The 23,017-nt window shown below is 38.9% G+C and carries 25 protein-coding genes and 1 riboswitch; of the genes, 7 read left to right on the plus strand and 18 right to left on the minus strand.

Annotated features, from left to right (window positions below; genetic code table 11):
• Positions 1-172: 172 nt before the first annotated feature.
• A complete protein-coding gene (locus tag AC59HZ_RS10615) occupies positions 173-628 on the plus strand; it encodes a CBS domain-containing protein (RefSeq protein ID WP_496545762.1) in 456 nt (151 codons plus the stop codon).
• Between the two features lie 37 nt (positions 629-665).
• Positions 666-1,910 (plus strand): MFS transporter, encoded by a 1,245-nt coding sequence (locus AC59HZ_RS10620; protein ID WP_496545763.1) that lies wholly within the window; start codon positions 666-668, stop codon positions 1,908-1,910.
• Positions 1,911-1,974: 64 nt separating this feature from the next.
• Here the strand turns inward: AC59HZ_RS10620 and pgoN are convergent, their stop codons facing one another.
• The 12 genes from pgoN to lipP1 all read right to left on the minus strand — a co-directional run bounded on the left by pgoN (position 1,975) and on the right by lipP1 (position 15,844).
• Positions 1,975-2,817, minus strand: coding sequence for a glyoxal/methylglyoxal reductase (pgoN, locus tag AC59HZ_RS10625; protein ID WP_496545764.1), 843 nt, complete (start codon positions 2,815-2,817; stop codon positions 1,975-1,977).
• Between the two features lie 121 nt (positions 2,818-2,938).
• Positions 2,939-3,679, minus strand: a complete 741-nt coding sequence (locus AC59HZ_RS10630) for a sirohydrochlorin chelatase (protein WP_496545765.1) — start codon at positions 3,677-3,679, stop codon at positions 2,939-2,941.
• 10 nt (positions 3,680-3,689) lie between these two features.
• Positions 3,690-4,289 (minus strand): adenylyl-sulfate kinase, encoded by a 600-nt coding sequence (gene cysC / locus AC59HZ_RS10635; protein WP_496545766.1) that lies wholly within the window; start codon positions 4,287-4,289, stop codon positions 3,690-3,692.
• A gap of 12 nt (positions 4,290-4,301) precedes the next feature.
• Complete coding sequence (gene sat / locus AC59HZ_RS10640; RefSeq protein WP_496545767.1) at positions 4,302-5,450, minus strand: sulfate adenylyltransferase; 1,149 nt, start codon at positions 5,448-5,450, stop codon at positions 4,302-4,304.
• 5 nt (positions 5,451-5,455) lie between these two features.
• Positions 5,456-6,628 (minus strand): sulfate permease, encoded by a 1,173-nt coding sequence (gene cysP, locus AC59HZ_RS10645; RefSeq protein WP_496545768.1) that lies wholly within the window; start codon positions 6,626-6,628, stop codon positions 5,456-5,458.
• On the minus strand, positions 6,561-7,277 hold the full coding sequence (locus AC59HZ_RS10650; protein ID WP_496545769.1) for a phosphoadenylyl-sulfate reductase: 717 nt from the start codon (positions 7,275-7,277) through the stop codon (positions 6,561-6,563). The genes cysP and AC59HZ_RS10650 overlap by 68 nt, the downstream gene beginning before the upstream one ends.
• Positions 7,278-7,354: 77 nt before the next feature.
• Positions 7,355-7,513 carry a YezD family protein gene (locus AC59HZ_RS10655; protein ID WP_496546039.1) on the minus strand — a complete coding sequence of 53 codons (159 nt, stop codon included), beginning with the start codon at positions 7,511-7,513 and terminating at the stop codon, positions 7,355-7,357.
• Positions 7,514-7,581: 68 nt separating this feature from the next.
• Positions 7,582-7,682: riboswitch (SAM riboswitch) on the minus strand.
• A 173-nt stretch (positions 7,683-7,855) separates the two neighbouring features.
• Entirely contained in the window at positions 7,856-9,733 is a 1,878-nt protein-coding gene (htpG, locus tag AC59HZ_RS10660; protein ID WP_496546040.1) for a molecular chaperone HtpG, read from the minus strand.
• 162 nt (positions 9,734-9,895) lie between these two features.
• A complete protein-coding gene (ltaS, locus tag AC59HZ_RS10665) occupies positions 9,896-11,848 on the minus strand; it encodes a lipoteichoic acid synthase (RefSeq protein ID WP_496545770.1) in 1,953 nt (650 codons plus the stop codon).
• A gap of 440 nt (positions 11,849-12,288) precedes the next feature.
• Entirely contained in the window at positions 12,289-13,059 is a 771-nt protein-coding gene (locus tag AC59HZ_RS10670) for a L,D-transpeptidase family protein (RefSeq protein ID WP_496545771.1), read from the minus strand.
• Between the two features lie 180 nt (positions 13,060-13,239).
• A complete protein-coding gene (locus AC59HZ_RS10675; protein WP_496545772.1) occupies positions 13,240-14,865 on the minus strand; it encodes a flavin-containing monooxygenase in 1,626 nt (541 codons plus the stop codon).
• Positions 14,866-14,896: 31 nt separating this feature from the next.
• Positions 14,897-15,844, minus strand: a complete 948-nt coding sequence (gene lipP1 / locus AC59HZ_RS10680) for a LipP1 family hormone-sensitive lipase (protein ID WP_496545773.1) — start codon at positions 15,842-15,844, stop codon at positions 14,897-14,899.
• A 146-nt stretch (positions 15,845-15,990) separates the two neighbouring features.
• Here lipP1 and AC59HZ_RS10685 point away from each other — a divergent pair, with 146 nt between their 5' ends.
• The 3 genes from AC59HZ_RS10685 (at position 15,991) to AC59HZ_RS10695 (ending at position 17,685) form a co-directional block, all read left to right on the plus strand.
• Positions 15,991-16,686, plus strand: a complete 696-nt coding sequence (locus tag AC59HZ_RS10685; protein ID WP_496545774.1) for a LuxR C-terminal-related transcriptional regulator — start codon at positions 15,991-15,993, stop codon at positions 16,684-16,686.
• Positions 16,687-16,725: 39 nt separating this feature from the next.
• Positions 16,726-17,160 (plus strand): DMT family transporter, encoded by a 435-nt coding sequence (locus tag AC59HZ_RS10690; protein ID WP_496545775.1) that lies wholly within the window; start codon positions 16,726-16,728, stop codon positions 17,158-17,160.
• Between the two features lie 144 nt (positions 17,161-17,304).
• The gene (locus AC59HZ_RS10695) at positions 17,305-17,685 is read left to right on the plus strand and encodes a hypothetical protein (RefSeq protein WP_496545776.1); all 381 of its coding nucleotides are present in this window, start codon (positions 17,305-17,307) and stop codon (positions 17,683-17,685) included.
• Position 17,686: 1 nt separating this feature from the next.
• Here the strand turns inward: AC59HZ_RS10695 and AC59HZ_RS10700 are convergent, their stop codons facing one another.
• Positions 17,687-18,196 carry a hypothetical protein gene (locus tag AC59HZ_RS10700; protein ID WP_496545777.1) on the minus strand — a complete coding sequence of 170 codons (510 nt, stop codon included), beginning with the start codon at positions 18,194-18,196 and terminating at the stop codon, positions 17,687-17,689.
• A gap of 137 nt (positions 18,197-18,333) precedes the next feature.
• On the opposite strand from AC59HZ_RS10700, the gene AC59HZ_RS10705 reads away from it, so the two are divergent.
• Together AC59HZ_RS10705 and AC59HZ_RS10710 are read left to right on the plus strand one after the other, a co-directional pair.
• Complete coding sequence (locus tag AC59HZ_RS10705; protein ID WP_496545778.1) at positions 18,334-18,534, plus strand: hypothetical protein; 201 nt, start codon at positions 18,334-18,336, stop codon at positions 18,532-18,534.
• A 2-nt stretch (positions 18,535-18,536) separates the two neighbouring features.
• Positions 18,537-18,818: a hypothetical protein gene (locus AC59HZ_RS10710; RefSeq protein ID WP_496545779.1), complete on the plus strand. Its 282-nt coding sequence runs from the start codon at positions 18,537-18,539 to the stop codon at positions 18,816-18,818.
• Between the two features lie 38 nt (positions 18,819-18,856).
• Here AC59HZ_RS10710 and AC59HZ_RS10715 read toward each other — a convergent pair whose 3' ends face one another.
• From AC59HZ_RS10715 to AC59HZ_RS10735, 5 genes are all read right to left on the minus strand, one after another.
• Entirely contained in the window at positions 18,857-19,105 is a 249-nt protein-coding gene (locus AC59HZ_RS10715) for a hypothetical protein (RefSeq protein ID WP_496545780.1), read from the minus strand.
• Between the two features lie 112 nt (positions 19,106-19,217).
• A complete protein-coding gene (chbG, locus tag AC59HZ_RS10720) occupies positions 19,218-19,940 on the minus strand; it encodes a chitin disaccharide deacetylase (RefSeq protein WP_496545781.1) in 723 nt (240 codons plus the stop codon).
• 42 nt (positions 19,941-19,982) lie between these two features.
• A complete protein-coding gene (locus AC59HZ_RS10725; RefSeq protein ID WP_496545782.1) occupies positions 19,983-20,291 on the minus strand; it encodes a PTS lactose/cellobiose transporter subunit IIA in 309 nt (102 codons plus the stop codon).
• Positions 20,279-21,619: a 6-phospho-beta-glucosidase gene (locus tag AC59HZ_RS10730; RefSeq protein WP_496545783.1), complete on the minus strand. Its 1,341-nt coding sequence runs from the start codon at positions 21,617-21,619 to the stop codon at positions 20,279-20,281. The genes AC59HZ_RS10725 and AC59HZ_RS10730 overlap by 13 nt, the downstream gene beginning before the upstream one ends.
• A 25-nt stretch (positions 21,620-21,644) precedes the next feature.
• The gene (locus AC59HZ_RS10735) at positions 21,645-23,015 is read right to left on the minus strand and encodes a PTS sugar transporter subunit IIC (RefSeq protein ID WP_496545784.1); all 1,371 of its coding nucleotides are present in this window, start codon (positions 23,013-23,015) and stop codon (positions 21,645-21,647) included.
• Between the last annotated feature and the right edge of the window lie 2 nt (positions 23,016-23,017).

Consider the following 23,017-nt stretch of genomic DNA (forward strand, 5'->3'; position numbering starts at 1 on the left):
CTTATTTTCTACGAATAATGATAACATACTCCGATGTGCAAATGTAATGCAGGACGATAGTGCATTATTGATTCGCACTATTGACACTCTGAATAATAGTTGTATAATACAAATATATACTTTCATTATACAACTATTTTTCAAAAAAGAAACATTTAGAGGGGGGAAAATCATGCAAGCAAAAGATATTATGGTCAGTCAAGTATATAAGGTAAAAGAAACTGATACAGTCAGAGCGGTTATCGATAAATTTATTGAATATCAAATAAGCGGCCTTCCAATTGTTAATGATAAAAATGAAGTAGTTGGATTTATAAGTGATGGAGATGTATTGCGTTATATTGGAAAACATGATGATCATATCGTGGACAGCTTTTATTTTGCCTTTGTTATAAAAGGCGACCAGGAAGAATTTGAGGATAGAATAGAAAGGATTTTAAATTTAAATGTAATGGAAATTGCCAAAAAGAAGGTTTTCACAGTTTCCTGGGAAGAGGATATTGAGAACATTGCTGCTTTTTTAGGAAAGAAGCAAATTAAGAAGGTTCCTGTCGAGAAAAATGGGGTATTGGCAGGAATAATTAGCCGTGGAGATGTAATTAGGAATTCCTTTAAGTCATTAGTTTAATTTCAAAGGAAGTCTTTATAAAAGGGGAGGAATTTGAATGTCGTCAACAACACAATCTGTTTCATCAGGTTCAGCAAAGGGTTCATCGATAGTAAAAACCGAATCTAGTTTACTAAAACAACCAAAGGCTGTCTGGGCTGTTTTTTTTGCTTGTATTATTGCTTTTATGGGTCTTGGGCTTGTTGACCCAATCCTTCCGGCAATTGCTGAGAAACTGCATGCTTCACAAAGCCAAGTAACCCTGCTATTCACCAGCTATAATGCCGTAATGGCTGTGGCGATGTTGATTACTGGGATGATTTCGTCAAGACTTGGAATAAAATGGACTCTAATGGTGGGTATCGTTATCATCGCTGTTTTCTCTGCATTGGGTGGTTTTTCAAATGGTATTTGGGCACTTGTTGGTCTTCGTGGAGGATGGGGTTTAGGTAATGCCTTGTTCGTGGCAACGGCTTTAGCAGCTATTGTGTCGCTTTCAAAAAGTGGAACCGCAAAAGCGATTATCCTTTATGAAGCGGCTATCGGCCTTGGAATTTCTGTCGGTCCCCTTCTTGGCGGCTGGTTAGGCGCTATGTCTTGGAGAGGACCTTTCCTTGGCGTAGCAGCTTTAATGGTCATTGCATTCTTTGGTTTATTAATCTTAATGCCAAAAACCAGTTCACAAAATGCAGTACAAACTAAAACATCCTTGGCCGATCCGTTTAGAGCCTTGAAACATCGTTCATTGCTTGTTTTCGGTATCGCTGCGGCGTTATATAACTTTGGATTTTTCACTTTATTAGCCTTTGCACCATTTGTTATGGGCTTGGATGAACATGGATTAGGTTTTGTTTTCTTAGGCTGGGGAATTTTATTAGCTGTCACTTCGGTTTTCATGGCACCAAAATTACAGGCTCGCTTTGGAACAATTAAATCTATGTGTGCAATGCTCACTCTGTTCGCCCTTGTATTATTTGCAATGGGTATTTGGACTTCGACACAATGGGTAATCATCGCAGCGGTTATCATCGCGGGGGCTTTATTAGGTAATAATAATACTCTGATTACGACTGCTGTAATGAACGCTGCTCCCGTGGAACGGTCAACAGCCTCTGCAGCGTACAGCTTTTTACGCTTTATCGGAGGTGCGATTGCTCCTTATACAGCTGGAAAGCTAGCCGAGATTTACAACCCATCCGTTCCGTTTATTGTGGGAGCTGGATTTGTATTAGTTTCCGTGCTGTTTATCTGGTTTAATGGCAAGCATATTAAACATGTGGATGATGTTGGGGCTGGGCATTAATATGACGAAAGGATCTGCCTTAAAATAGCAGATCCTTTTTTTAATTACTCACTTCTATTTACTTTTACTCACTAAACCCATACGACATATCATCCGGATCGGAGCCTACTCGTTCATCTTTGTTGAGCCCATCAATTTTTTCCATATCCTCTAAAGATAATTCAAAATCAAAAATATCCGCATTTTCAATGATTCGCTGCTCTTTGATTGATTTTGGAATGGTAACCACTTTATTTTGCAAATCCCAGCGTAAAATCACTTGAGCTGGGGATTTCCCATGCTTTGCAGCAACTTCAGTAATCACTGAATCATTTAATAACTGTCCTTGTTTAAGCGGCGACCATGCTTCAAGCTGAATACCTTCCTTTTGGCAAAAAGCTAGTAACTCTTTCTGTGTTAGATGTGGATGATATTCGACTTGGTTGACCATTGGTTTAATTTCGGCATCCTTAAGCAAGTCCTCTAAATGATGAATCTTAAAATTACTTACACCAATTGCCCGGACACGTCCGTCTTTATATAACTTTTCAAGTGCCTTCCAGGTTTCTTTATACTTGGTTTTTCCTGGCCAGTGAATTAGGTAAAGGTCCAAATAGTCCAGCCCAAGTTTCTTCAAGCTGGTTTCGTAAGCCTTAAGCGTTGAATCATACCCTTGATCAGAATTCCACACTTTTGATGTAATAAACAGTTCTTCTCTTGGTATACTTGCCTCTCTAATCCCTTGACCTACGCCCTCTTCATTTTGATAAATGGCAGCTGTATCAATGCTTTTATAACCATTTTTAATCGCCGACTTAACAGATTCAACAACTTCGGAACCTTCCTTTACTTTAAAAACACCGAGCCCAAACCATGGCATTTCAACACCATTATGTAGAGTTGTTGTATCCTTTAAACTTGTTGGCATTGATATTCTCCTTTCTTTGGCAAAAAATTCTCCTACTTTAAATACTATAATAAGTTGTGAAATTTATCCAAGAGCTATGCTCAAAAAATAAAGCACCCAAGAGAGTGCTTGTCTGAAATCTTTATTCTGCTGCTCGTTGAATAACAATATCCTCAATTACACGATGCTTACTTAATTGCCCAGTATGTACAATCTGCTGACCACAATTTTGCCTTTTGCGGACCTTTTGATTTACTTCATTTAATAGAAGACCGGAAAATAATAAATATGGGACAACAATCACCCGTCCGGCCGCACCGTTGCTAATATTCTCCAAACCTTCTTCGAGTCTTGGTTCAGCCGCTGCCAAAAAACAAACTGAAACCCGCTCCACACCAAGACGCTGACGAATACCAAAAGAAATTTCTGTAAAGGCATCGTGAATACTGGGATCACTACTTCCTCTCCCGACTATCAGGAGAGAATCGTTTGTAGATAAATCTGAGACAGTATCTCTAACAAGTTCAGCAACACCATCAAGGAGGATCCCCTGAACTCCGAAAGGATCCTTTACCTTTATAGGAATGTGAGGATAATTCTCACGCAAGGCAGAAAGAGCATAAGGGATATCTTCCTTTATATGACCGGCAGCTAAAAGGAACAGAGGAACAACAGTCACTTCCGTTGCTCCCCTTTCTACACATCGCTGAAAGCCCTCTTCAATTAATGGGCGAGTCAATTCTAGGAAACTGACTTCCTGAATCGGGACATTAATCCTTTCCATTACCCTTTGGATAAAGGAGATGGCTTCCTCCGCCCCTTTTTTCGAACGAGTTCCATGGCCAATGTATAGAATTGCCTTCACGGTGATTGCTCCCTTCACTCGAAACCTTCTAAATTATGTTCTTCTCTCGCAGATAATTTAATACCTGTTCTACCGCTTCTCCAACTGAAACCTGATGAGAATGAATGGTTATTTCCGGTTTCTCAGGGGCTTCATAAGGAGAATCAATCCCTGTAAAATCTTTTATCTCTCCACGGCGCGCTTTAGCATAAAGCTGCTTTGGATCACGTTTTTCACATTCTTCGATTGGACAGCTAACAAAAACTTCAATGAATTCTCCCTCAAGAAATAAATCCCTTACCTGTTCCCGATCAGAGCGGAAAGGAGAAATAAAGGCGGTTGTGACGATTTTTCCGCTATCCACGAAAAGCTTCGCCACTTCCCCAATACGTCGAATATTTTCTGTTCGGTCATGGTCTGAAAATCCAAGGTCTTTGTTTAAACCGTGGCGAATATTGTCTCCATCGAGAACATACTCATTAATTCCTTGGCGGAACAATTCATTGGAGACTGCATTAGCAATTGTCGATTTGCCAGAACCAGAAAGACCAGTAAACCAAAGTGTACAGCTTCCATGTCCATTTTGTGCATTGCGATCAGATTTCGAAATGGTTGTATCGTGCCATGTAATATTCGTTGATTTACTCATCTTAGTTCACCCTTAAACAGTTGTTTTTTCTCTCATGCCTTCAATTAGAACTTCGACCACTTCTTTTCTGCTGAAGGTTGACGGTGGAAGCTGTCCGGCACGAAGTAATTCTCTAACCTTTGTACCAGAAAGAATCACACGATCTTCCTTACCATGCGGGCAAGTTTTATCCGATGCCATACCATCGCATTTTGTGCAGTAGAAGCTATGCTCAAAGAATAAAGGTTTAATTCCAAGCTCTTCTTCTGTAAAATTACTAAAAATGTGCTGTGCATCGTAGGTTCCATAATAGTTGCCTACTCCAGCATGGTCACGGCCGACAATAAAGTGGGTACAGCCAAAATTCTTCCGGGCAATCGCATGAAAAACTGCTTCCCTAGGGCCAGCATATCGCATTGCAGCTGGATAAACTCCAAGCTGAACACGTTCTTTAGGATAGTAGTTTTCTAGTAATACACGATAGCTTTTAAGGCGGACATCTGCTGGGACATCGTCAGACTTTGTTTCACCAACAAGCGGATTAACAAACAGTCCATCAACCGTCTCAAGAGCTGCTTTTTGAATATACTCATGGGCGCGGTGAATTGGATTACGAGTTTGGAAACCAACAACAGTCTTCCAGCCTTTTTCTTCAAATAACGCACGGGTTTCCTTTGGCTCGAACCAAACATCTCCGAAAACGCCTTTTTCCGGTTTTTTAACTAGGACTACATCACCAGCAACATAAACAGGGCCTCTTTCAAATAGACGTTTCACACCAGGATGAGCGAGTTCATTTGTCTTATAAACTTCAAGAGCTTCTTTCTCTAAGTCTGGCTCATACCATTCAGAAACCTTAATGACTCCATAAACTTCATCATTATATTTTAACTTAATTTCCTCACCCGCAACTAGCGTACCTGCAAATTCATAGGATACAGGCAGGGTAACAGGAATCGACCAAATCGTATTATCCGCCAAACGCATATTGCTTACAACAGACTCATAATCTTCTTTCCCAAGGAATCCTTTTAATGGACTAAAAAGCCCAATACCAATCAATTCGAGGTCACTTAATGCAATCGCATCAATATTAAGTACTTTTTCAACATTTGAAAAATCATAGTAAGGATCGAAGGCTTCTACAAGCTTTCCTCCATGAGGTTTTGGTAAAAATGACATAATGATCAACCTTTCTTTACTAGTTTAAATTCATTTGTGATTGTTGTATTAGAAGCCGCACCAGATGGTGAAGACTTTCTCATTAAGGACAGAACTCCGAAAACGGAGATGAGAGCTCCAATCATAACGATGATTGGGTAAAAGTTTTGGACAATTACTAATTGGATGATCGTATAGGAAAGCACCATTGATAATACGGGTGAAACAATCCAAACTTTCAACAACTGTACAACAATGTCCTTTTTCAAAACGGATTTCCCATGCTTGGCAAAACCAATTCCTATAATCGAAGACGTAGTGATTTGCGTTAATGGCACCGGTATTCCGAATATGGAAGCAGCAGTGACAATGCTTGCTCCAGTACCTGAAATGACACAGCCTTCTTCTAACTTAAGTGTGGTAATTTTTTTGCCATTTGTTTCAATCACTTTGTGACCAAGAAGGAAAGCACCTAAGGCAACCGCCAGACCACCCCAAAGAACTCCACTTCCTTTAGACATTAAACCCGCAGCCACTAATGGTCCAACAGCATTTGCCACATTGTTCATTCCTGCTGAAAAGGCTTCGAACAATCCCATGAGGATAACCATTACTACCAAAATGGGCCCAGCCTTTGACTTTTCAACAAAGGACTTTATTGGTTTTATTTTTAAAAAACTGGCAGCAAGGATGGCAATCACAAAGGCTGCAAAGGGTGTGAACAGCCAAAACACGGCAATCCATAAAAGCTTCCCTAGGTATACCGATTGATAGACAATGCCTGCGCCAACCACAGAACCTACCGTAACTTCACTGGTGGATAGCGGAATACCAAAAACATTTGCTAAAAATAAGGATAAGGCTGCTGCAGCTAACACAATTAAGGCAATCGCATTTGTAAAGGTACTGCTTGGAACAATACCGCTGCCAATTGTTTTGACAACCTCCCCGCCACCAAGCCAGGCACCTAGAAAGACCACTATTCCACAAAGGAATAAAGCCACTTGTTTTTTTATTACTCCGGCGCCATAGGAAATTCCCATTGAGGCGGCTGCCCCGCTGGCTCCAATATTTACGGCAAAGAATATTCCGATGGTAACAGCAATAATTGTAAGCGTTAGAACCCCCTCCTTACGATGAGTGCAAACCGCACTCAGTTTTGCTGCTTCCAGTCCAGCGCCCTTCACGTGAATCACCATTAGAGCTTACAGCCTGAGTACAAGGAAAACATCCTATACTTGGATAATTACGATCGTGCAGTTCGTTATAAGGAAGGTCTTTCTCGCGGATGTAGGACCAAACTTCATCCCAAGTCCAATGAATCAATGGACAAATTTTAATATTTTCAAATTTGTCATCCTTGTTTAGAAATTGAGTATTCTGCCTTGTTGGTGACTGCTCGCGGCGAAGCCCCGAGATCCATGCTTCCTTCTGGGTCAGCGTTTCCCTTAACGGAATTACTTTTCGAATTTGACAGCATTGGTTTGGATCCCGTTTCCATAAAGCTGATCCATATTGGGCAGATTGTTCATCCAATGTAAGTGCCGGCTGTTTCTTTTCAATTTTCAGTGTAGGGAAGCGGGCTTGGATTTTATCAATGACATCATAGGTTTCCAGAAAATGCAGCCCCGTGTCTAAAAAAACAATATGGGCATCTGGTTTCACCTGGTGAATCAAATCAATTAAAACAATTGCTTCCGCACCAAAACTGGATGCATAAACAATTTTCTCTTCTAGATAATTACTATAGGCCCACTTTAGAACACCAAGAGCTCCCTTTGTTTCATCTTCTATAGAAAACGAATCTGAAATTTGATTCCAATTTTCATAAGTTACTGAACTCGTCATTTCTTATTTGCCTCCTCTCAGTCTATAAAAAAAGCAGTCTTCCATCAGAAATATGGTGAAGACCGCCTCTAGTTTGTCTAGTCAGCGCGTTTATTCGATTGAAAACGAACCTTTTCATTTTTCTCAATTTGTACTACCTTGCCATCTTGCACCACTAGGGTGATGGATCCGAATTTTAATGTGCCAAGCATTTGCTCAAGGTGTGAAGCAATTTCTTGCCATTCTGATGGTTTCAGATAATTCGCCCCCCTTTTCACAAAAACGCCTCTCCCATTAAGGAAAGGCGTCTTCACTTATGTAAAACACCTTATCTCCCAAAATGAGCACATTTTGCTGGAATTAGCACCTTTCTTTGTAGGTTGCCGGGCTTCAACGGGCCAGTCCCTCAGCCGCTCTAGATAAGCGATATTTAGTTGATGTCATTAATCCTACTATACCAATAGGGATTCGTCAATATAAATGATTAAAATATTTTAACAATTTATTTTGTTTAAAAAACTGCAATTAGCATAAATGAAGGATGCTGTGAAAAAGCAACAATAAAAAGGATTGCAAGCCTCGCTTGCAACCCTTTTTATTTATACCATGATTTTGCAAATATCGTTTGTAAACTCAACTGGGTCATTAATTGGAAGACCTTCAATTAACAGAGCCTGATTATACAGCAGGCTCGTGTATAAAGACAATTTTTCTTTATCGTTCGCAAATGAATCTTTTAACGATTTGAATACTTCGTGATTTGTATTAATCTCTAATACCTTGTCCGCTTTAATATTTTGGTTACCAGGCATGGCTTTCAAAATTTTCTCCATCTCGATCGTGACTTCACCATCAGTGGTTAAACATACCGGATGGGTCTTTAATCTTTTTGAAACTCTAACATCCGTTACTTTGCCTGATAAGATGTTTTTCATATAATCAAACAGGTCCTTATTTTCCGTCGCTTCGCCTGAATCATTTTGCTTATCATCTGCCTCAATTCCGAGATCACCGCTAGAGACAGATTTGAATTCTTTTTCCTTGTAGTTCATAAGCATTTTAATCGCAAACTCGTCAATATCATCGGTGAAATATAGAATCTCATAACCTTTGTCTGCCACTAGCTCCGTCTGTGGCAATTTTTCAATTCTTTCAATGGAATCACCGGTAGCATAATAAATATATTTCTGATCCTCCGGCATTCTTGAAACATATTCATCTAAGGTTACCATTTTCTTTTCTTTAGAAGAATAGAACATCAATAGATCCTGCAGTTCTTCTTTATGTGTTCCGAAATCACTGTATACACCGTATTTTAACTGTCTGCCAAATGACTTGTAAAATTCATCATATTTTTCACGTTCATTTTTCAATAAAGCTTGTAATTCGCTTTTGATTTTCTTGCTGATATTTTTCGCGATCAGCTTTAACTGGCGGTCATGCTGCAGCATTTCACGTGAAATATTCAGTGACAAATCCTCAGAGTCGACCATACCTTTGACAAAGCTAAAGTAGTCCGGAAGTAAATCAGAGCATTTGTTCATAATCAATACTCCACTGGAATATAGCTCTAAGCCCTTTTCAAATTCAGGTGAATAGTAATCGAACGGAATGTTTTCCGGGATATAAAGGATGGCATTATATCTTACTGCCCCATCAACACTGATATGGATATGCTTTAAAGGCTTATCAAAACCATAATGCTTTTCTGCATAGAAATTAGCATAATCTTCATCAGTCAGGTCCTTTTTGTTCTTGCGCCAAATTGGCACCATACTATTGATGGTTTGTTCTTCTTGATAATCTTCGTATTCATTTTCACTGCCTTCTTTAAGTCTTTTTGAAGAAACCTCCATTTTAATTGGGTAGCGAATAAAGTCTGAGTATTTTTTAATGATCGATTTTAAACGATATTCCTCTAAATACTCATCGTAATTCTCGTCTTCGGTATTCTCTTTGATTTTTAAAATAATTTCAGTACCTACGGAATCTTTCTCACATGGCACAATCGTATATCCTTCTGCACCACAAGATTCCCATTTGTAGGCCGTATCGCTGCCTAACGCTTTGCTGGTAACGGTAACAACGTCAGCCACCATAAAGGCAGAATAAAACCCGACACCAAATTGACCAATGATTTCATGGCCATCCTTCACTTCATTTTCGCTTTTAAAGGCTAAAGAGCCGCTTTTGGCAATGGTTCCAAGATTATTTTCAAGCTCTTCCTTTGTCATCCCAATTCCAGTATCGATGATTGTTAGGGTCCTGCCTGCCTTATCAGCATTTACCTTTATGTAGTAGCTATCTTTATCAAAGGTTAAAGAATCATCTGTTAACGCTTTATAATATAGCTTGTCAATGGCATCGCTTGCATTTGAAATTAACTCTCTTAGAAAAATCTCACGATGAGTATAAATGGAGTTAATCATCATGTCTAATAGTCGTTTGGATTCAGCTTGAAACTGTTTTGTTTCCATCATTTAAGATATCTCCCTTCAAATTTGAAAAATCAATTCCTTTATATACTCGTTAGCACTCCATCACTTTGAGTGCTAACCCATATTTTAAATAACATAAATATTTTTTTTAGTCAATAAAAAACTGCCCAAGATTTTAACCTCGGGCAGCTTGCTTATTTTTTATTTATTGGAATCCGCTTTATCTTTTTTATTATAATCGTATTTTGAACGATCAACTGGAGTAAAGTTTTGAGGGGTGTAGAAACGTAATAAATCCCCATTCACAACCTTATCCGAAAGTAATAATTTTTCTTCTACGATTTTCTGATCTTTCTTAGCCTCTTCTACCTGATCATTATCTAATTTCATACCGTTATTGGAATTATAGAATTTACCACCAACAGAGGTAATCGTTGGACTAACAAAATCTCCATTGCGGAATGGAATCAAATCATCGTGCTGTTCTGATAACAAATCAGTTCCAAATTGAATATAATTTTTCGTATCAATACCTAACAAATGCAGAAGTGTAGGAAGAATATCAACTTGTCCACCATATTCGTGGCTTACGCCGCCTTCCATACCGGGTACACGAATGAAGAAAGGTACACGTTGTAATCCAGTACTTTCAAAAGGAGTAATTTCTTTTCCAAGCACTTTTTCCATAGCTTTATTATGGTTTTCTGAAATACCGTAGTGGTCACCATACATAATAATAATGGAATGATCATAAAGACCTGATTTCTTCAAGTAATCAAAGAATTGCTTTAACGCTTCGTCTGCATAACGGGCAGTCTGGAAGTACGAATCAACTGATTTATCCCCCGTAGCAGCAGGTGCGATGGTAGCCTCTTTTTCATCAAGAGGGTAAGGATAATGATTCGAGACGGTAATAAATTTTGTATAAAATGGCTGCGGCAATGTTTCTAATAATGGAATGGATTGATTAAAGAAGGGCTTGTCCATCAGTCCATATTCCGCCAAGTTACCAGAATCTAATTTATAATATTGTGAATCAAAAAATTTATCATAACCAAACGATTTATAAATTTCATTCCGATTCCAAAAACTTCCCGAATTCCCATGGAAAACGGCAGAAGTATATCCATTCTGTCCTAAAATAGCTGGAGCTGCCTGGTACGTATTTAAACCTTTAGTAGTAAAAGCCGAGCCTTGTGGTAACCCGAATAACGAGTTTTCCAGCATAAATTCTGCATCAGATGTTTTACCTTGGGCAGTCTGATGGAAAAAGTTATCGAAATATAGAGTGTTATTATCTTTCGTTAATGAATTTAAAAAAGGAGTCACTTCTTGTCCGTTTAACTTGTAATTAATTAGGAAGTTTTGCATGGATTCAAGATGTAAATAAATCACATTCATACCTTTACCGGCACCAAAGTATTTCGGGTTCGGACTAGCATAATTTGATTGCGTATAATTAAGGACTTCTGTAACATCATCACTGTTTGCCATAACTCTTTGGGCAGATGCTTTTGTACTATTAATTGCATCGTAAATCGTATAATTATACATCCCTAAATACTTCACAATATAGTTACGGTCAAATCCTCTTGTCAATAATTGCGGACGATCAACTTCAGCTAATGCAAGATTGAAACATGAAATGAACAATGTTATGGAAAATAAGGCAGCTAATTTATGGCGGCCCATATCTTTGACCTCAAGTTTTACAAAACGAAAGGCCATTAAAGCAATCAAGACAACGATATCCACAAAAAACAAATAATCATAAGGCCTTAATAAGGAAGTAACACTGCTGCTTACGTCACCAAAATTTTGGGTCTGAGTTAATGTCGGGAGTGTAATAAAATCATTAAAGAAACGATAATAAACAACATTGGCATATAAAAGAAACGACAAGAAAAAGTCGATAATAATTAACCAAATGTATTTTTTACGACCCTTAAAAAAGGATGCCAATCCTAAAAACAACAGAGATGATCCTAATGGATTAATAAATAATAAAAACTTTTGTAAATAGTTTTCTATACCTAAGTTAAACTGTGTTAGTTGGACTATATATGTTTTTATCCAAAGGAATAATACAGCCAAAAAGAAAAAGCCAATATATTTATTAAAAATACCTTGACCTTTTTGAAATAAAGTATTCATTTATTAACACCTACCTTCTAATACATATTACATACTTTTATAATACAGTTCTATATCATATTCAATCCAATCCACCTACCATTTATCATAACTGCTAAATATGTCCTATTTATGAACAAATTAAGGAAATGGTTAATTTTTAATAAAATACGCACTTTAGAAGAATCCTAAAGGATTCACTTATGAGGTGCTTGACCACGTTTCGGCAGCGTAAATGACAGCTATATTGACATGAATTTTCAATGTACAACAAGTATTGTCACTCAAAAAACACTTTAATATTGGACTGCCAATTCTAAATGAAATTGAAATTAAACCTTGATATAACAACAAAAATGGCATGCGTCAATTTACATGCCATTTCATCTGCCAATTTGTCTTCGTGCCCCCCACAAGTGAACCCTTTAAGAAGAATCCATAGTGCGTTACAGTTCGATATTTTATTTAATGCCTAGTGCTTTTTTCGTTACTGGTCCAACAACACCATCGACTGTCAGCTTTCGGGCTTTTTGAAATTGTCGAAGTGCATTTTCTGTATTTACTCCAAAAATTCCATCTGTCCCTTTTGTATTATATCCTAGGGAAGTCAGTTTTCGTTGAAGATCCATTACGGCAGGACCCTGGCTGCCTTTCTTAAGGATACCTCCATTTGTACTTACTGGAACTGTCGGTGTACTAGACCCTCCTGAAACCTTATATCCATTGGCTGTAGCGATTGAATTGAAGGATTTTGCCGATGAGGTAATAACAACTGGCGTATTGATTGGCACTTGACTGAATAGCCACTCTACCTCATTATCATACATCCGAATACAGCCGCTGCTCACATAACCGCCGATGGAGCTTGGATTATTATTTCCATGAATGGCGTACGTTGTTCCCCAAGTTCCTCGTGCATTTAGTCCGATCCAGCGGTTACCAAGGGGATTACGCGGGTCTCCTCCAGGTATATGACCCTTATAGTATGGCCTGTTCACAATCTTATTCACAATTTTAAATTTTCCTTCCGGCGTTAACGATTGGCTTCTTCCCGTCCCAACTTTAAACTCGCGGATAAATCGACCATTGTCATAGTACGCAAGACGGTTATTTGCCTTATTAATGATAATAAGCTTGCCCACAGAAGCCGCATACCCCGAGGGAATCCCAAAAGTGAAATTTGCCAACATCAATAAAATCACAACAAACAGTATACCCCATCTTCTTGGCACTTCTACCCCTCCAATACGATGATTAAATGACCAATCCGTGTATCATATGTTGGAGGGGCTTGTTAAGATTACAATAATATTAAAATTATTACATTGTACCCAAATATAAAAAAAACCCAAATATTAGACACTTTTTTATTTCAGTGGCTATTATTTGGGTTTTTATTAGTTATCTTACTATTAAGATACAGGCTTTTTTGAAGGCTTCATTGTAAACCCTTCATAACCATTTGCCGTAATTTCATCGCACTTTTGGCGGTAAGCTCCAACACCGCCAAGATAAATCAAAAATCTGCGCGGTTTTCCAGGAATATTCGCTCCCATATACCAAGAGTCAGTCTTTGTAAATAGTGTTGCCTCTGCAACCTCTCTGCAATGTTGACTCCATCCTTCTTCAGCATCAACATTAGCCTCAATTGTTTCCATACCATTTTCTCGTAGATACTCGATGCAATCCCCAATCCATTCGACATGTTGTTCAATGGACACAGGCATGTTGCTTAGGACAGAAGGACTTTCTGGACCAGTAATCATAAAGAAATTAGGAAAACCAGCATTGGCTACTCCAAGGTAGGTTCTTGTCTGGGCTCCACCCATCCATTTTTCCTTAAGGGACACACCATCTTTACCCCTGATATCCATTTTTAATAATGGTCCTGTCATACCATCGAACCCGGTTGCAAATACAATCGCGTCAAGTTCATACTCTGCTTCACTGGTTTTGATCCCCTTCTGTGTAATTTCCACAATAGGCGAACTTTTCACATCAACTAATGAAACATTGTCGCGGTTAAATGTTTCATAATAATTGGTATCAATGATTGGCCTTTTAGTTCCGTAATAATACGAAGGAAGCAGCTTTTGGGCCATTTCTGGTTTTTTAACAATTTCGCAAATTTTAGACCGGATGAATTCAGCTGCCGTTTCGTTAGCTGCTTCATTTATCGTGATGTCATAATAGGAACTAAAAATGCCTAAACCGCCATTCTCCCAGGCGTCGTTGTATACCCGCTCACGATCTTCTTTGGAAACTTCAACTGCCGACTTGGTTGGAATAGGTACAGGCTGGCCTCCTTGGGACTCCCGCATTTGCTTCTTGATTTCTTTAAAGTTTTCTTTTGATTGCCGGATGTATTCTGGGTCATAGGGATGGTTCCTCGCGGGTGCACTGTACTGTGGAGTTCGTTGGAAGACTGTAAGATGCCCCGCCTCCTCAGCAATTACTGGGATTGCCTGGACCCCACTTGAGCCAGTGCCAATGATTCCAACCCGTTTACCCGTGAAATCAACTTTCTCATGCGGCCAGTGCCCTGTATGGTACCGCTCACCTTTAAAATTTTCTATGCCCTTAAAATTAGGTAGATTGGCAGCAGAAAGACAACCCACACCGGTGATAAAATACTTAGCGGTCACAGTCGTCCCATCATCTAACTGAATCTGCCATTTATTTTCTTCCTCATCGTAATGAGCCCCCGTGATGCGGGTTTTAAACTGGATATCGGGACGTAATTTGAATTTGTCCGCAACGAAGTTAAGGTACTGCAGTATTTCTGGTTGTTCAGGATATCGTGATGACCAGGTCCATTCTTTATAAAGTTCTTCCGAAAAAGTGTAGTTATAGTAGATGCTTTCCGAGTCGCAGCGCGCTCCAGGGTAGCGATTCCAATACCAAGTGCCTCCAACCCCTTCTCCTGCCTCAAAAACCCGAGTAGAAAAACCTGCCTCACGTAAGCGATACAGCATATATAAACCCGAAAAGCCTGCCCCAACAACGACCGCATCGAAATTGTTAAGCTTATTGGCCATTTATCCCTACCCCCACACTAAGAATTTTTGATCAAACTCTAGTAACCTTTTGGTCAATTTCACTTAAAAATTTACCGAATTTAGAAATAGATTCTTTAATTCGCTCAGGGAAAACAGCCATATTAGTAAAATATCCATGGACTAAACCTGCTTCAATTGTCGTTTCAACTCTTACTCCAGCCTGCTTAAGGCGTTCTGCGTAAGCCAATCCTTCATCTCTTAGTACGTCATTTTCTGCTGTTAGGACGTATGCTGGTGGTAAATCGGTTAAATCCTCAGCCAATAATGGCGCCACATATTTATTTTTTGTATCCTCTTCACTATTAATATAGTAATTTCCAAACCAAATCATCAAATCACGATCCAAACCGAATCCGTTTTCGAATTCTTGATAGGATTTCGTGTCGTAACCAAGGGCTGTTACTGGATAAATCAAAACCTGTGCCGCTATCTTTGGCCCATTTTGTTCCTTTGCAAGCAATGAAACGACGGCAGAAAGGTTTCCGCCAGCACTATCGCCTCCCACCACAAGATTGGAAGCGTTTCCATTTAGTGACACAGCATTTTCACTTACCCACTTCAAAGCTGCATAGGAATCTTCAACAGGCACTGGGAACTTAAATTCCGGCGACAATCTATAATCCACGGAAACAACAACTCTTCCTGTCCTATTAGCAATCATTCGGCAGCTGGCATCTGCTGTTTCGAGATCTCCGATCACCCAGCCTCCGCCATGGTAATAAACAAAGAGAGGAAATGGTCCTTGGCCTTCAGGGGTATAAATTCTAACTTTAATTTCAGTATCATCGGCGACAGGAATCATTCTATCCTCCACGTTTGCAAGCGTAGCTAGTTCCACTTCAACGGGCGGGGCTAGAGCAAACATCTCTCTAACTGTCTGTGCGTCTAAGGATTGGAGTGCGGGCATTTGGCTAAACATTTCTAAGTATACTTTTGCTTGTGGGTCTAAATTGGCCAAAACACATCTTCCCTTCTTAATTGAATATTTTTCATACATTAAGAGATACGATTTCTCATAATGCCTATCTATAGGATATAATTATTTGTATAGTTTGAATATTCCCATTTTTATACGTACTATATCCCCTAAAAGGAGTTGATAATTTGACTTCTCAGTATACCTTACAGCAGCATATCCATAAGTTGGATAGTGCCTCATGCCATGAGGAAAGATTATATAAAATCCTGGAATCATTTATGGAGCTCTTTCCTGTCAAGAATGCCTACTTATTTAGATTTTCTCCATTAGGCTACCTTGGAGAAGGTATCATTTTATTGACTCAAAATGGAATTGTGCATATAGGCGAAATTCGTGATGATATCCGTTCATTGCCCATCATTTATTCCGCTATTCGTGAGAAAAAAGCGAAGCATTGCACTGGTTTGGATGTGCTGAAACAAATTAGCAGTAAGTACATAACGACCTCTAATATGAATTCTGTCGTGGTTGTACCCATTTGCTACAGGTCTGTGGTTATTGGATATATTTGTTCAAATGAGGTTTCAGTGGAAGCAGTTTTTGATGATAAAACTCTGACAGCACTGACCCATTATGGCAAAGTAGTCGGAAAATACCTTGAAAAGTCTGAGATTGCTGAGGATTCACAGGTATTAAGCAAACGGGAATTAGAGGTCATGAGAAGAATCGCATGGGGAGAAAGCACAAAAGAAATGGCTGATTCTATGGATATAAGCGAATTGACGGTTAAACAATATGTAAAATCAGCCATCAAAAAGCTGGGAGCGCAAAATCGTTCACATGCTGTCGGAGAACTATTTCGAAAAGGGATAATTTCTTGAAAAATCGAAAGCGCTTTATTGTGTGTCAGGGGGAGAAAAATGAAGTGGATTTTTCCATTTATTTCATTTGTCGGCGGTGTTGCAATAGCAATTCAAGCCCAAATTAATGGAGGCTTAGGTAAAAAAACAGGGGCCTTAGAAGGCGCATTTATCTCGTTTTCAATAGGATCACTCGCCCTTTTCCTTCTAGTCTTGTTCTTTGGCAAAGGCAATCTGGGAACTATTTTTTCTGTACCAAAATGGCAGCTGCTTGGAGGTTTTCTAGGTGCATTATATGTATGCATCATGGTAATAGTTGTACCAAAAATCGGGGTAGCCCCCACCATGGTTGCTGTAATTGCAGGGCAATTACTCATTGGAGCCTTAATCGATCATTTTGGCCTTTTCGGGGGGAAAACAATTCCAATCGATACAAAAAAGATAATAGCCATTATCCTGTTATTTACTTCTGTTATACTGTTTCAAAAAAAATAATTTTCTTTAAGAATACCATTATATTGAATAAACGCATTGTGACATAATCACAATGCGCTTTTTGTTTCACCTTTTAATTCATAACCTGCCGCTCTGAAAAATAAACTTTATAAGATAAGTATTGTCCAAAGGAGGAGGGAGTTTATGTTTAAATTTTTTTCTTTTAGAAAAAAACAGGAAGAAAATAAAATAAACTCTCAAATTGAAACGAAACTGGACAGGATTATTGAGCTATTAGAACAAGGGCAAAAGCAAAGCAGCGATAAAAATCTCCATTTTGATCATGTTCAAATTGATTACTTAGAGAATATTGTTTTTCGCTTGGATAATATAGAAATTGACGAGTTGAGCGGGAAATTAATTATTGGGAATAATATCAGCAGCCCCGAAGACTTGATAGAACCGCTTATTCTAAAGGTTGACAAAGAAAGTGCCAAAAAAGAAGCAAAGTCTGACCAATCTTCTTATCAACAAGAAAAAATGGTTAAAACCTCAAAAGGATTTCGAGTCCGAAACGATTTATAGATTATTCCTTCATGATATTGGCAATTTTAATATCCTGATCATCAATGAGGGCATCAATCGTATCTTGATCATAGTTCAGATTGAAATTATTTAATAAGTGATTGCTATTCCCAAATAAACTTCCTTGCGTATAATTCGCTTTCTGATTCGCATCCATCCCCGTTACATGTCCTTTTCCTACGAAAACAGCGCTATTGTCCACTTGCGTATTGACATTAATGCTATCAAGATTAATACTTGAAGCCTGATTTTCTTTCCCAGGTAAGTCAAAGGATAAATTTATATCCCGATCGTCAATTGGTGTATCAACAAAATCAGGGTCCAGTAATAAAGAAGTATTTTGGTAGAGAAAATTTGATTGCCCGCTAATATTACCAATTACATAATTATCTTTTCCATGTGCGCTCCAGCCAATCGCATTGTTATGTTCCCCGATAAAAATGCCGGATTGTCTTTGCATGGTTTGGACATTTATACCCCCGATAAAATTGAATTGTGAAGTTTTAAACATAAATGGCTCACCACATTTTAAATTTGTATTAAATTACTTTATGTTTACGGAAGTAGGATGGTGATTTTCCTCGGAATAGTGTCATTAGCCCACAAATTGAATACCCTAATATATAATGAGGCAAGGGGATGACAATCGTGATTAATCTTACTCTTGGTAAAATCGACATCATGGAATTGGGAAAATCCGCTGGCGTTTTTATCGGAAATAAAAACAAGCTTAAAAATTTTCATACCACTGAGGTCACAAATGAAGTAATGGGCGTAATTTCAGGAGATGAAAATTGGATCAGTGAAAATCATTGGGTTACAACCAAAGTAAAAATGGAGGATGAATAATAATGGCCTCCCCTATTTTATCTCCAACTTTTCATATTGGAACAATAAAAATCGGAAGCATTGAAGGAGCATCTTGCTTTAGCATTGGTAACAATTTCATTGAAGACTTTAAAAGCAACAAAAAACATAACCAAGGTTTAGGCAACATCCATGGAGATCGAAACAATCTTGCCCGTACGAGTGCATCGTTAACAAATTATGAACAGGAAGCGACGAATAGAAAACAACTAAAAGAAGAACACAAATTGCAAAAAATGGCCAAAAAACAAACAACAAACCCATGACTAATAAGGGTTTGTTGTTTTGTAATGATTTCTCTTTTCTATATATTTCCACCGATACTTGGTTTAAAGTCTTGATCAAAAATAACCCCATCCACTACTTCAAAACTATCTGCATTATTAACGAGATTCCCTGTTACAGCATTAAGGTTACCATAAAGTCCCCCAATCCCTAAATTATATTTTCGGTTGGCGTCCATCCCTGTCACGACAGATTCCCCGATAAAGATTGCCGCACTAGGCTGCTGGGAATTAACATTCACCATTCCTAAATTGATTACTGACGGCACTCAATTTCCTCCTATTCCAAACGCTCCGTTACTGTTAATCATTTTATGTTATAACCAGCATTTCGGTGACGAACAACCTTAATGGTTAATTTTATTAGGAGGAAATGGTTCCTTAAATATGTTCAGCGAATGACAACAGGTTTATGTTTTTAGGTAATTGAACGGAAGTCAGAATTTCTAGTTCAGTTAATCTTTTATGAGTATAAGAAGACCCATTTAATAAGTGATGATCAAGGTATGCTGGGTGACACATAACTTCAACTGTTAACCCATCATATATCCCATCATTTAACCTGTCAAAGTAATCTGCTCTTACCCCGTCCCCGTAGAAATCGGACAAAGAAACATCAGTGAAGGATTCAACTTCGGGAATGGAAATGAATCCATTGGGCCGAACCGGAAGCCTGTATTTATAAGATAAGTTTTTAATCACAGGATGCAATTCTTTCATGGTATGAACATGGTGGTGACTATCAAGATGGGTTGGTTTTAGACCTGAACGGATAAACCGGTCAATCTGAGCAGTCCACTCTCTTTCTAGTTCCTCTAATGAAATATCAGTTGGATTAAAAGCCGACAAGGAATAAAAGTACCCCTCTTCATCAACCAATGAACGTACGTTATCAAGGATGGGTTTCCCGCATGTAAGGGTGAGATGAATTCCTACACGCAATTCTGGATTATTTTTAGCCAATTGAATCGCATGTTCTGTACCGTCCATATTCATCATCATCGTCGTTGAATTTACAATTCCATACAAAAAGCTGTCAACTATTCCATGGTTTACTCCATGGCTAAAGCCAAAGTCATCTGCGTTAACAATTAAATTAATCATTTTGATTTCACCCTTTAGGTGATTCCTCTTGACGGCTATGAATCATTTGATTTTCTGATACAGCTCAACCAATTCTGCAGCCAAATCCTTCACTGTCATAGCATTCATTAAATGATCTTGTGCGTGAACCATCAAAAGAGAAATCTCCGTTTTTTCTCCCCTAATTTCCCCCTGTATGAGTGAGGTTTGAATATGATGCGCTTCATTTAAGGCATTTTCTGCTTCCTTTAATTTTCCTTTTGCCTGTTCAAATTCTCCTTGTTTTGCGGCTTGTATGGCTTCCATCGCCGCGCTGCGACCATTACCGCCATGAAGAATGATTTGAAAGATGACCGTTTCTAAATTTTCCATTCTATTTCTCTCCTCTTTTGAAATTGCGGGAGGTAGTCTTTGTGTGCTTCGAGCATCTCGTCTAAGATAACCTTTGCCAGACGATCACTTGGTACAAGGGGATTTATGGTCATCGCCAGTAAAGCCGTTCCATAGTCACCACTGATGGCAGCTTCAATCGCAACCCTTTCAAAAGATTTTATTTGCTGGACAAGTCCACGTATTTGTATTGGTAATTCACCAACAGAAATAGGTTTTGGCCCATCCTTTGTAATAATACAACTAAGTTCAACAGCTGAATCATAGGGCAGACTTGAAATAGCGCCTCTGTTAATCGTGTTAACTGCCTGTATGTCCCGTTTATCGGTATACATTGAGTGAATCAGCCGAACAGCAGCATCACTATAGTAAGCACCGCCTCTTTTTTCTAATTGAGGGGGCTTGATGGCTAAATCAGGGTCTTTATATAGCTCAAACAGCTCATCCTCCAGCTTTTTTACGACCTCTGCGCGGGTGCCGCCATCTTTATAGTTTTTCAATTCTTTTTCTAACATTTCTCCAGATTTATAATAGTAGTTATGATACGGGCACGGAAAAACATCTAAAGCTTTCAGAAATTCAGGCTCCCATCCCATGGCATAGATGTTTTGCATAGTGATGCTGTTCTTCGGGTCATTAATGAGGGAAAACACCTGATCTTTAACAGATACACCATCGACAAAAACATCTAATCCGTAAACCATGTGATTTAATCCGGCAAAATCAATTCTGACTCTTTGATGGTCCACTCCTAATAGTTTGGCAACGCCCATTTCCATCCCGATAGGTACATTACACAGCCCTACTACTCTACGAATATTACTGTAACGAAGCACAGCCTCCGTAACCATTCCTGCCGGATTGGTAAAGTTGATGAGCCAGGCATTGGGACAAAGCTCCTCTATATCCCGGCAAATATCAAGAATTACAGGTATGGTCCTAAAGGCTTTAAATAAACCGCCCGGCCCCTTTGTTTCTTGACCTAGTACACCATGCTTTAATGGAATACTTTCATCTTTTTTACGAGCATCCAGTAACCCTACACGAAATTGAGTCGTTACGAAATCGGCAGACTTTAATGCTTCTTTACGATCTAAGGTCAAATTGATTTTAATCGGAACTCCTGCTTTTTGCACCATTCTTTTTGCTAGATTTCCGACGATTTCAAGCTTTTCCTTCCCTTCCTCTACATCAACCAGCCATAGTTCACTTACAGGAAGCTCAGGATAATAATTAATAAAACCTTCTATTAATTCAGGGGTATAGCTGGAGCCTCCCCCTATCGTTACAATTTTTAAACCTTTTTTCATTCTTCCTCACCTCTGGTTGCTTCAATTAGATATTTAAAGTGTTATTAGGTTGAGATGCTTCTTCTACCTTTTCTCTCCTTGCATCGATTCGGCCTTGAGCAATGACAAAAGGCAGATAAATAACGATCGATATGCCTAAATTTACTGCCGCTAAAATCGCGCCGGAAATATGCCCGCCGGTTGCTAATAAGCCACCTACGATTGCTGGTGTTACCCATGGGATATCAGCCACAACGGGATGGACCAAACCTAAGCTGATAGATAAATAAGATACAATGGTCATAATAATTGGTCCTAAGATAAAAGGAATAAACCAGATGGGATTTAATACAATCGGCAATCCGAAGAGAATGGGTTCATTAATTTGGAAAATCCCCGGAGGAGTACCTAAGGCTATTAATTGCTTATTACGTTTCCGTCCGGCAATAATCATGGCTACTAGCAGGCCTAATGTGGCGCCTGACCCTCCTAAATAGACAAAAGCATCTAAGAATGAGCCTGATAGGACGTGATATTTGCTTAAATCAGTTACCCCTTGCGCATACATGTTGACATTTTCCTGGCCCAGTTTAGTCATTAAAGGAGTGGTAATTCCCCCAAGGATGTTTGGTCCGTGAAGACCAAGAATCCAAAAGCCATGCACCAAAAATACGATTAAAATAGCAAACAGCATGGAGTCCACCGCGCCTGTGAGAGGTGATACAAGAACTTTATTGATCCAGTCGTTTAAATAAACACCGTCACTAATAAATTTACGTAAAACTAGACCAAACAATCCAATGATAAAAATCGTTGCCATTCCAGGGAGGAGCTTAGCAAATGATCGTGATACCGCCGGCGGAACGCCATCAGGCAATTTAATGACCAAATACTTTAATTTAGCTAAACGGACAAAAATTTCAGTAGCGGCAATCGAAACAATAATACCGGTGAATAACGCCGTTGCATTGAAATAATTCCAACCTATAAACCCCCAGGCACCGCCTGTTACAGCTTCACCGCCCTCAGGCGTAATCGATACGTTAGCTACTTGAGGAATGAGAACAAAGAAGGCTGCTCCAGCAACAAGCATTGCTTCAAAACCATCGTCTCCATAAGACCTTGCCAGTTTATATGCAATTCCAAAAACCGCAAAGATGGTCATAAAAGCAAGGGTTCCCCACCATATATCCCCGCCTAATGTTGTCCAAGTTTCCCCGAAAAGGGATACCATTAGTTTTTCATAATATTTGCCGATCCCTGGGACTTTTCCTAGATTGTTTAGGAGCACCGCCAAGGAACCGATCATGGTAATAGCGATCATCCCGACTAATGCATCCCGAATAGCTAGAAGGTGCCGATTGTTCCCCAGTTTATTTGCAAAAGGCATAATAAATTTATCGATAAAATTCATCATCG

The organism is Neobacillus sp. DZ-9, assembly GCF_059587065.1.

Coding starts and splice junctions, on each gene's coding strand:
- AC59HZ_RS10650 (WP_496545769.1), bottom strand. CDS start 7,277: ATGACGAGTTCAGTAACTTATGAAAATTGGAATCAAATTTCAGATTCG.
- AC59HZ_RS10735 (WP_496545784.1), bottom strand. CDS start 23,015: ATGATGAATTTTATCGATAAATTTATTATGCCTTTTGCAAATAAACTG.
- ltaS (WP_496545770.1), bottom strand. CDS start 11,848: ATGAATACTTTATTTCAAAAAGGTCAAGGTATTTTTAATAAATATATT.
- AC59HZ_RS10695 (WP_496545776.1), top strand. CDS start 17,305: ATGTTTAAATTTTTTTCTTTTAGAAAAAAACAGGAAGAAAATAAAATA.
- sat (WP_496545767.1), bottom strand. CDS start 5,450: ATGTCATTTTTACCAAAACCTCATGGAGGAAAGCTTGTAGAAGCCTTC.
- AC59HZ_RS10700 (WP_496545777.1), bottom strand. CDS start 18,196: ATGTTTAAAACTTCACAATTCAATTTTATCGGGGGTATAAATGTCCAA.
- AC59HZ_RS10620 (WP_496545763.1), top strand. CDS start 666: ATGTCGTCAACAACACAATCTGTTTCATCAGGTTCAGCAAAGGGTTCA.
- pgoN (WP_496545764.1), bottom strand. CDS start 2,817: ATGCCAACAAGTTTAAAGGATACAACAACTCTACATAATGGTGTTGAA.
- cysP (WP_496545768.1), bottom strand. CDS start 6,628: ATGGTGATTCACGTGAAGGGCGCTGGACTGGAAGCAGCAAAACTGAGT.
- AC59HZ_RS10710 (WP_496545779.1), top strand. CDS start 18,537: ATGGCCTCCCCTATTTTATCTCCAACTTTTCATATTGGAACAATAAAA.
- AC59HZ_RS10675 (WP_496545772.1), bottom strand. CDS start 14,865: ATGGCCAATAAGCTTAACAATTTCGATGCGGTCGTTGTTGGGGCAGGC.
- AC59HZ_RS10690 (WP_496545775.1), top strand. CDS start 16,726: ATGAAGTGGATTTTTCCATTTATTTCATTTGTCGGCGGTGTTGCAATA.
- htpG (WP_496546040.1), bottom strand. CDS start 9,733: ATGGAAACAAAACAGTTTCAAGCTGAATCCAAACGACTATTAGACATG.
- AC59HZ_RS10730 (WP_496545783.1), bottom strand. CDS start 21,619: ATGAAAAAAGGTTTAAAAATTGTAACGATAGGGGGAGGCTCCAGCTAT.
- AC59HZ_RS10615 (WP_496545762.1), top strand. CDS start 173: ATGCAAGCAAAAGATATTATGGTCAGTCAAGTATATAAGGTAAAAGAA.
- cysC (WP_496545766.1), bottom strand. CDS start 4,289: ATGAGTAAATCAACGAATATTACATGGCACGATACAACCATTTCGAAA.
- AC59HZ_RS10725 (WP_496545782.1), bottom strand. CDS start 20,291: ATGGAAAATTTAGAAACGGTCATCTTTCAAATCATTCTTCATGGCGGT.
- chbG (WP_496545781.1), bottom strand. CDS start 19,940: ATGATTAATTTAATTGTTAACGCAGATGACTTTGGCTTTAGCCATGGA.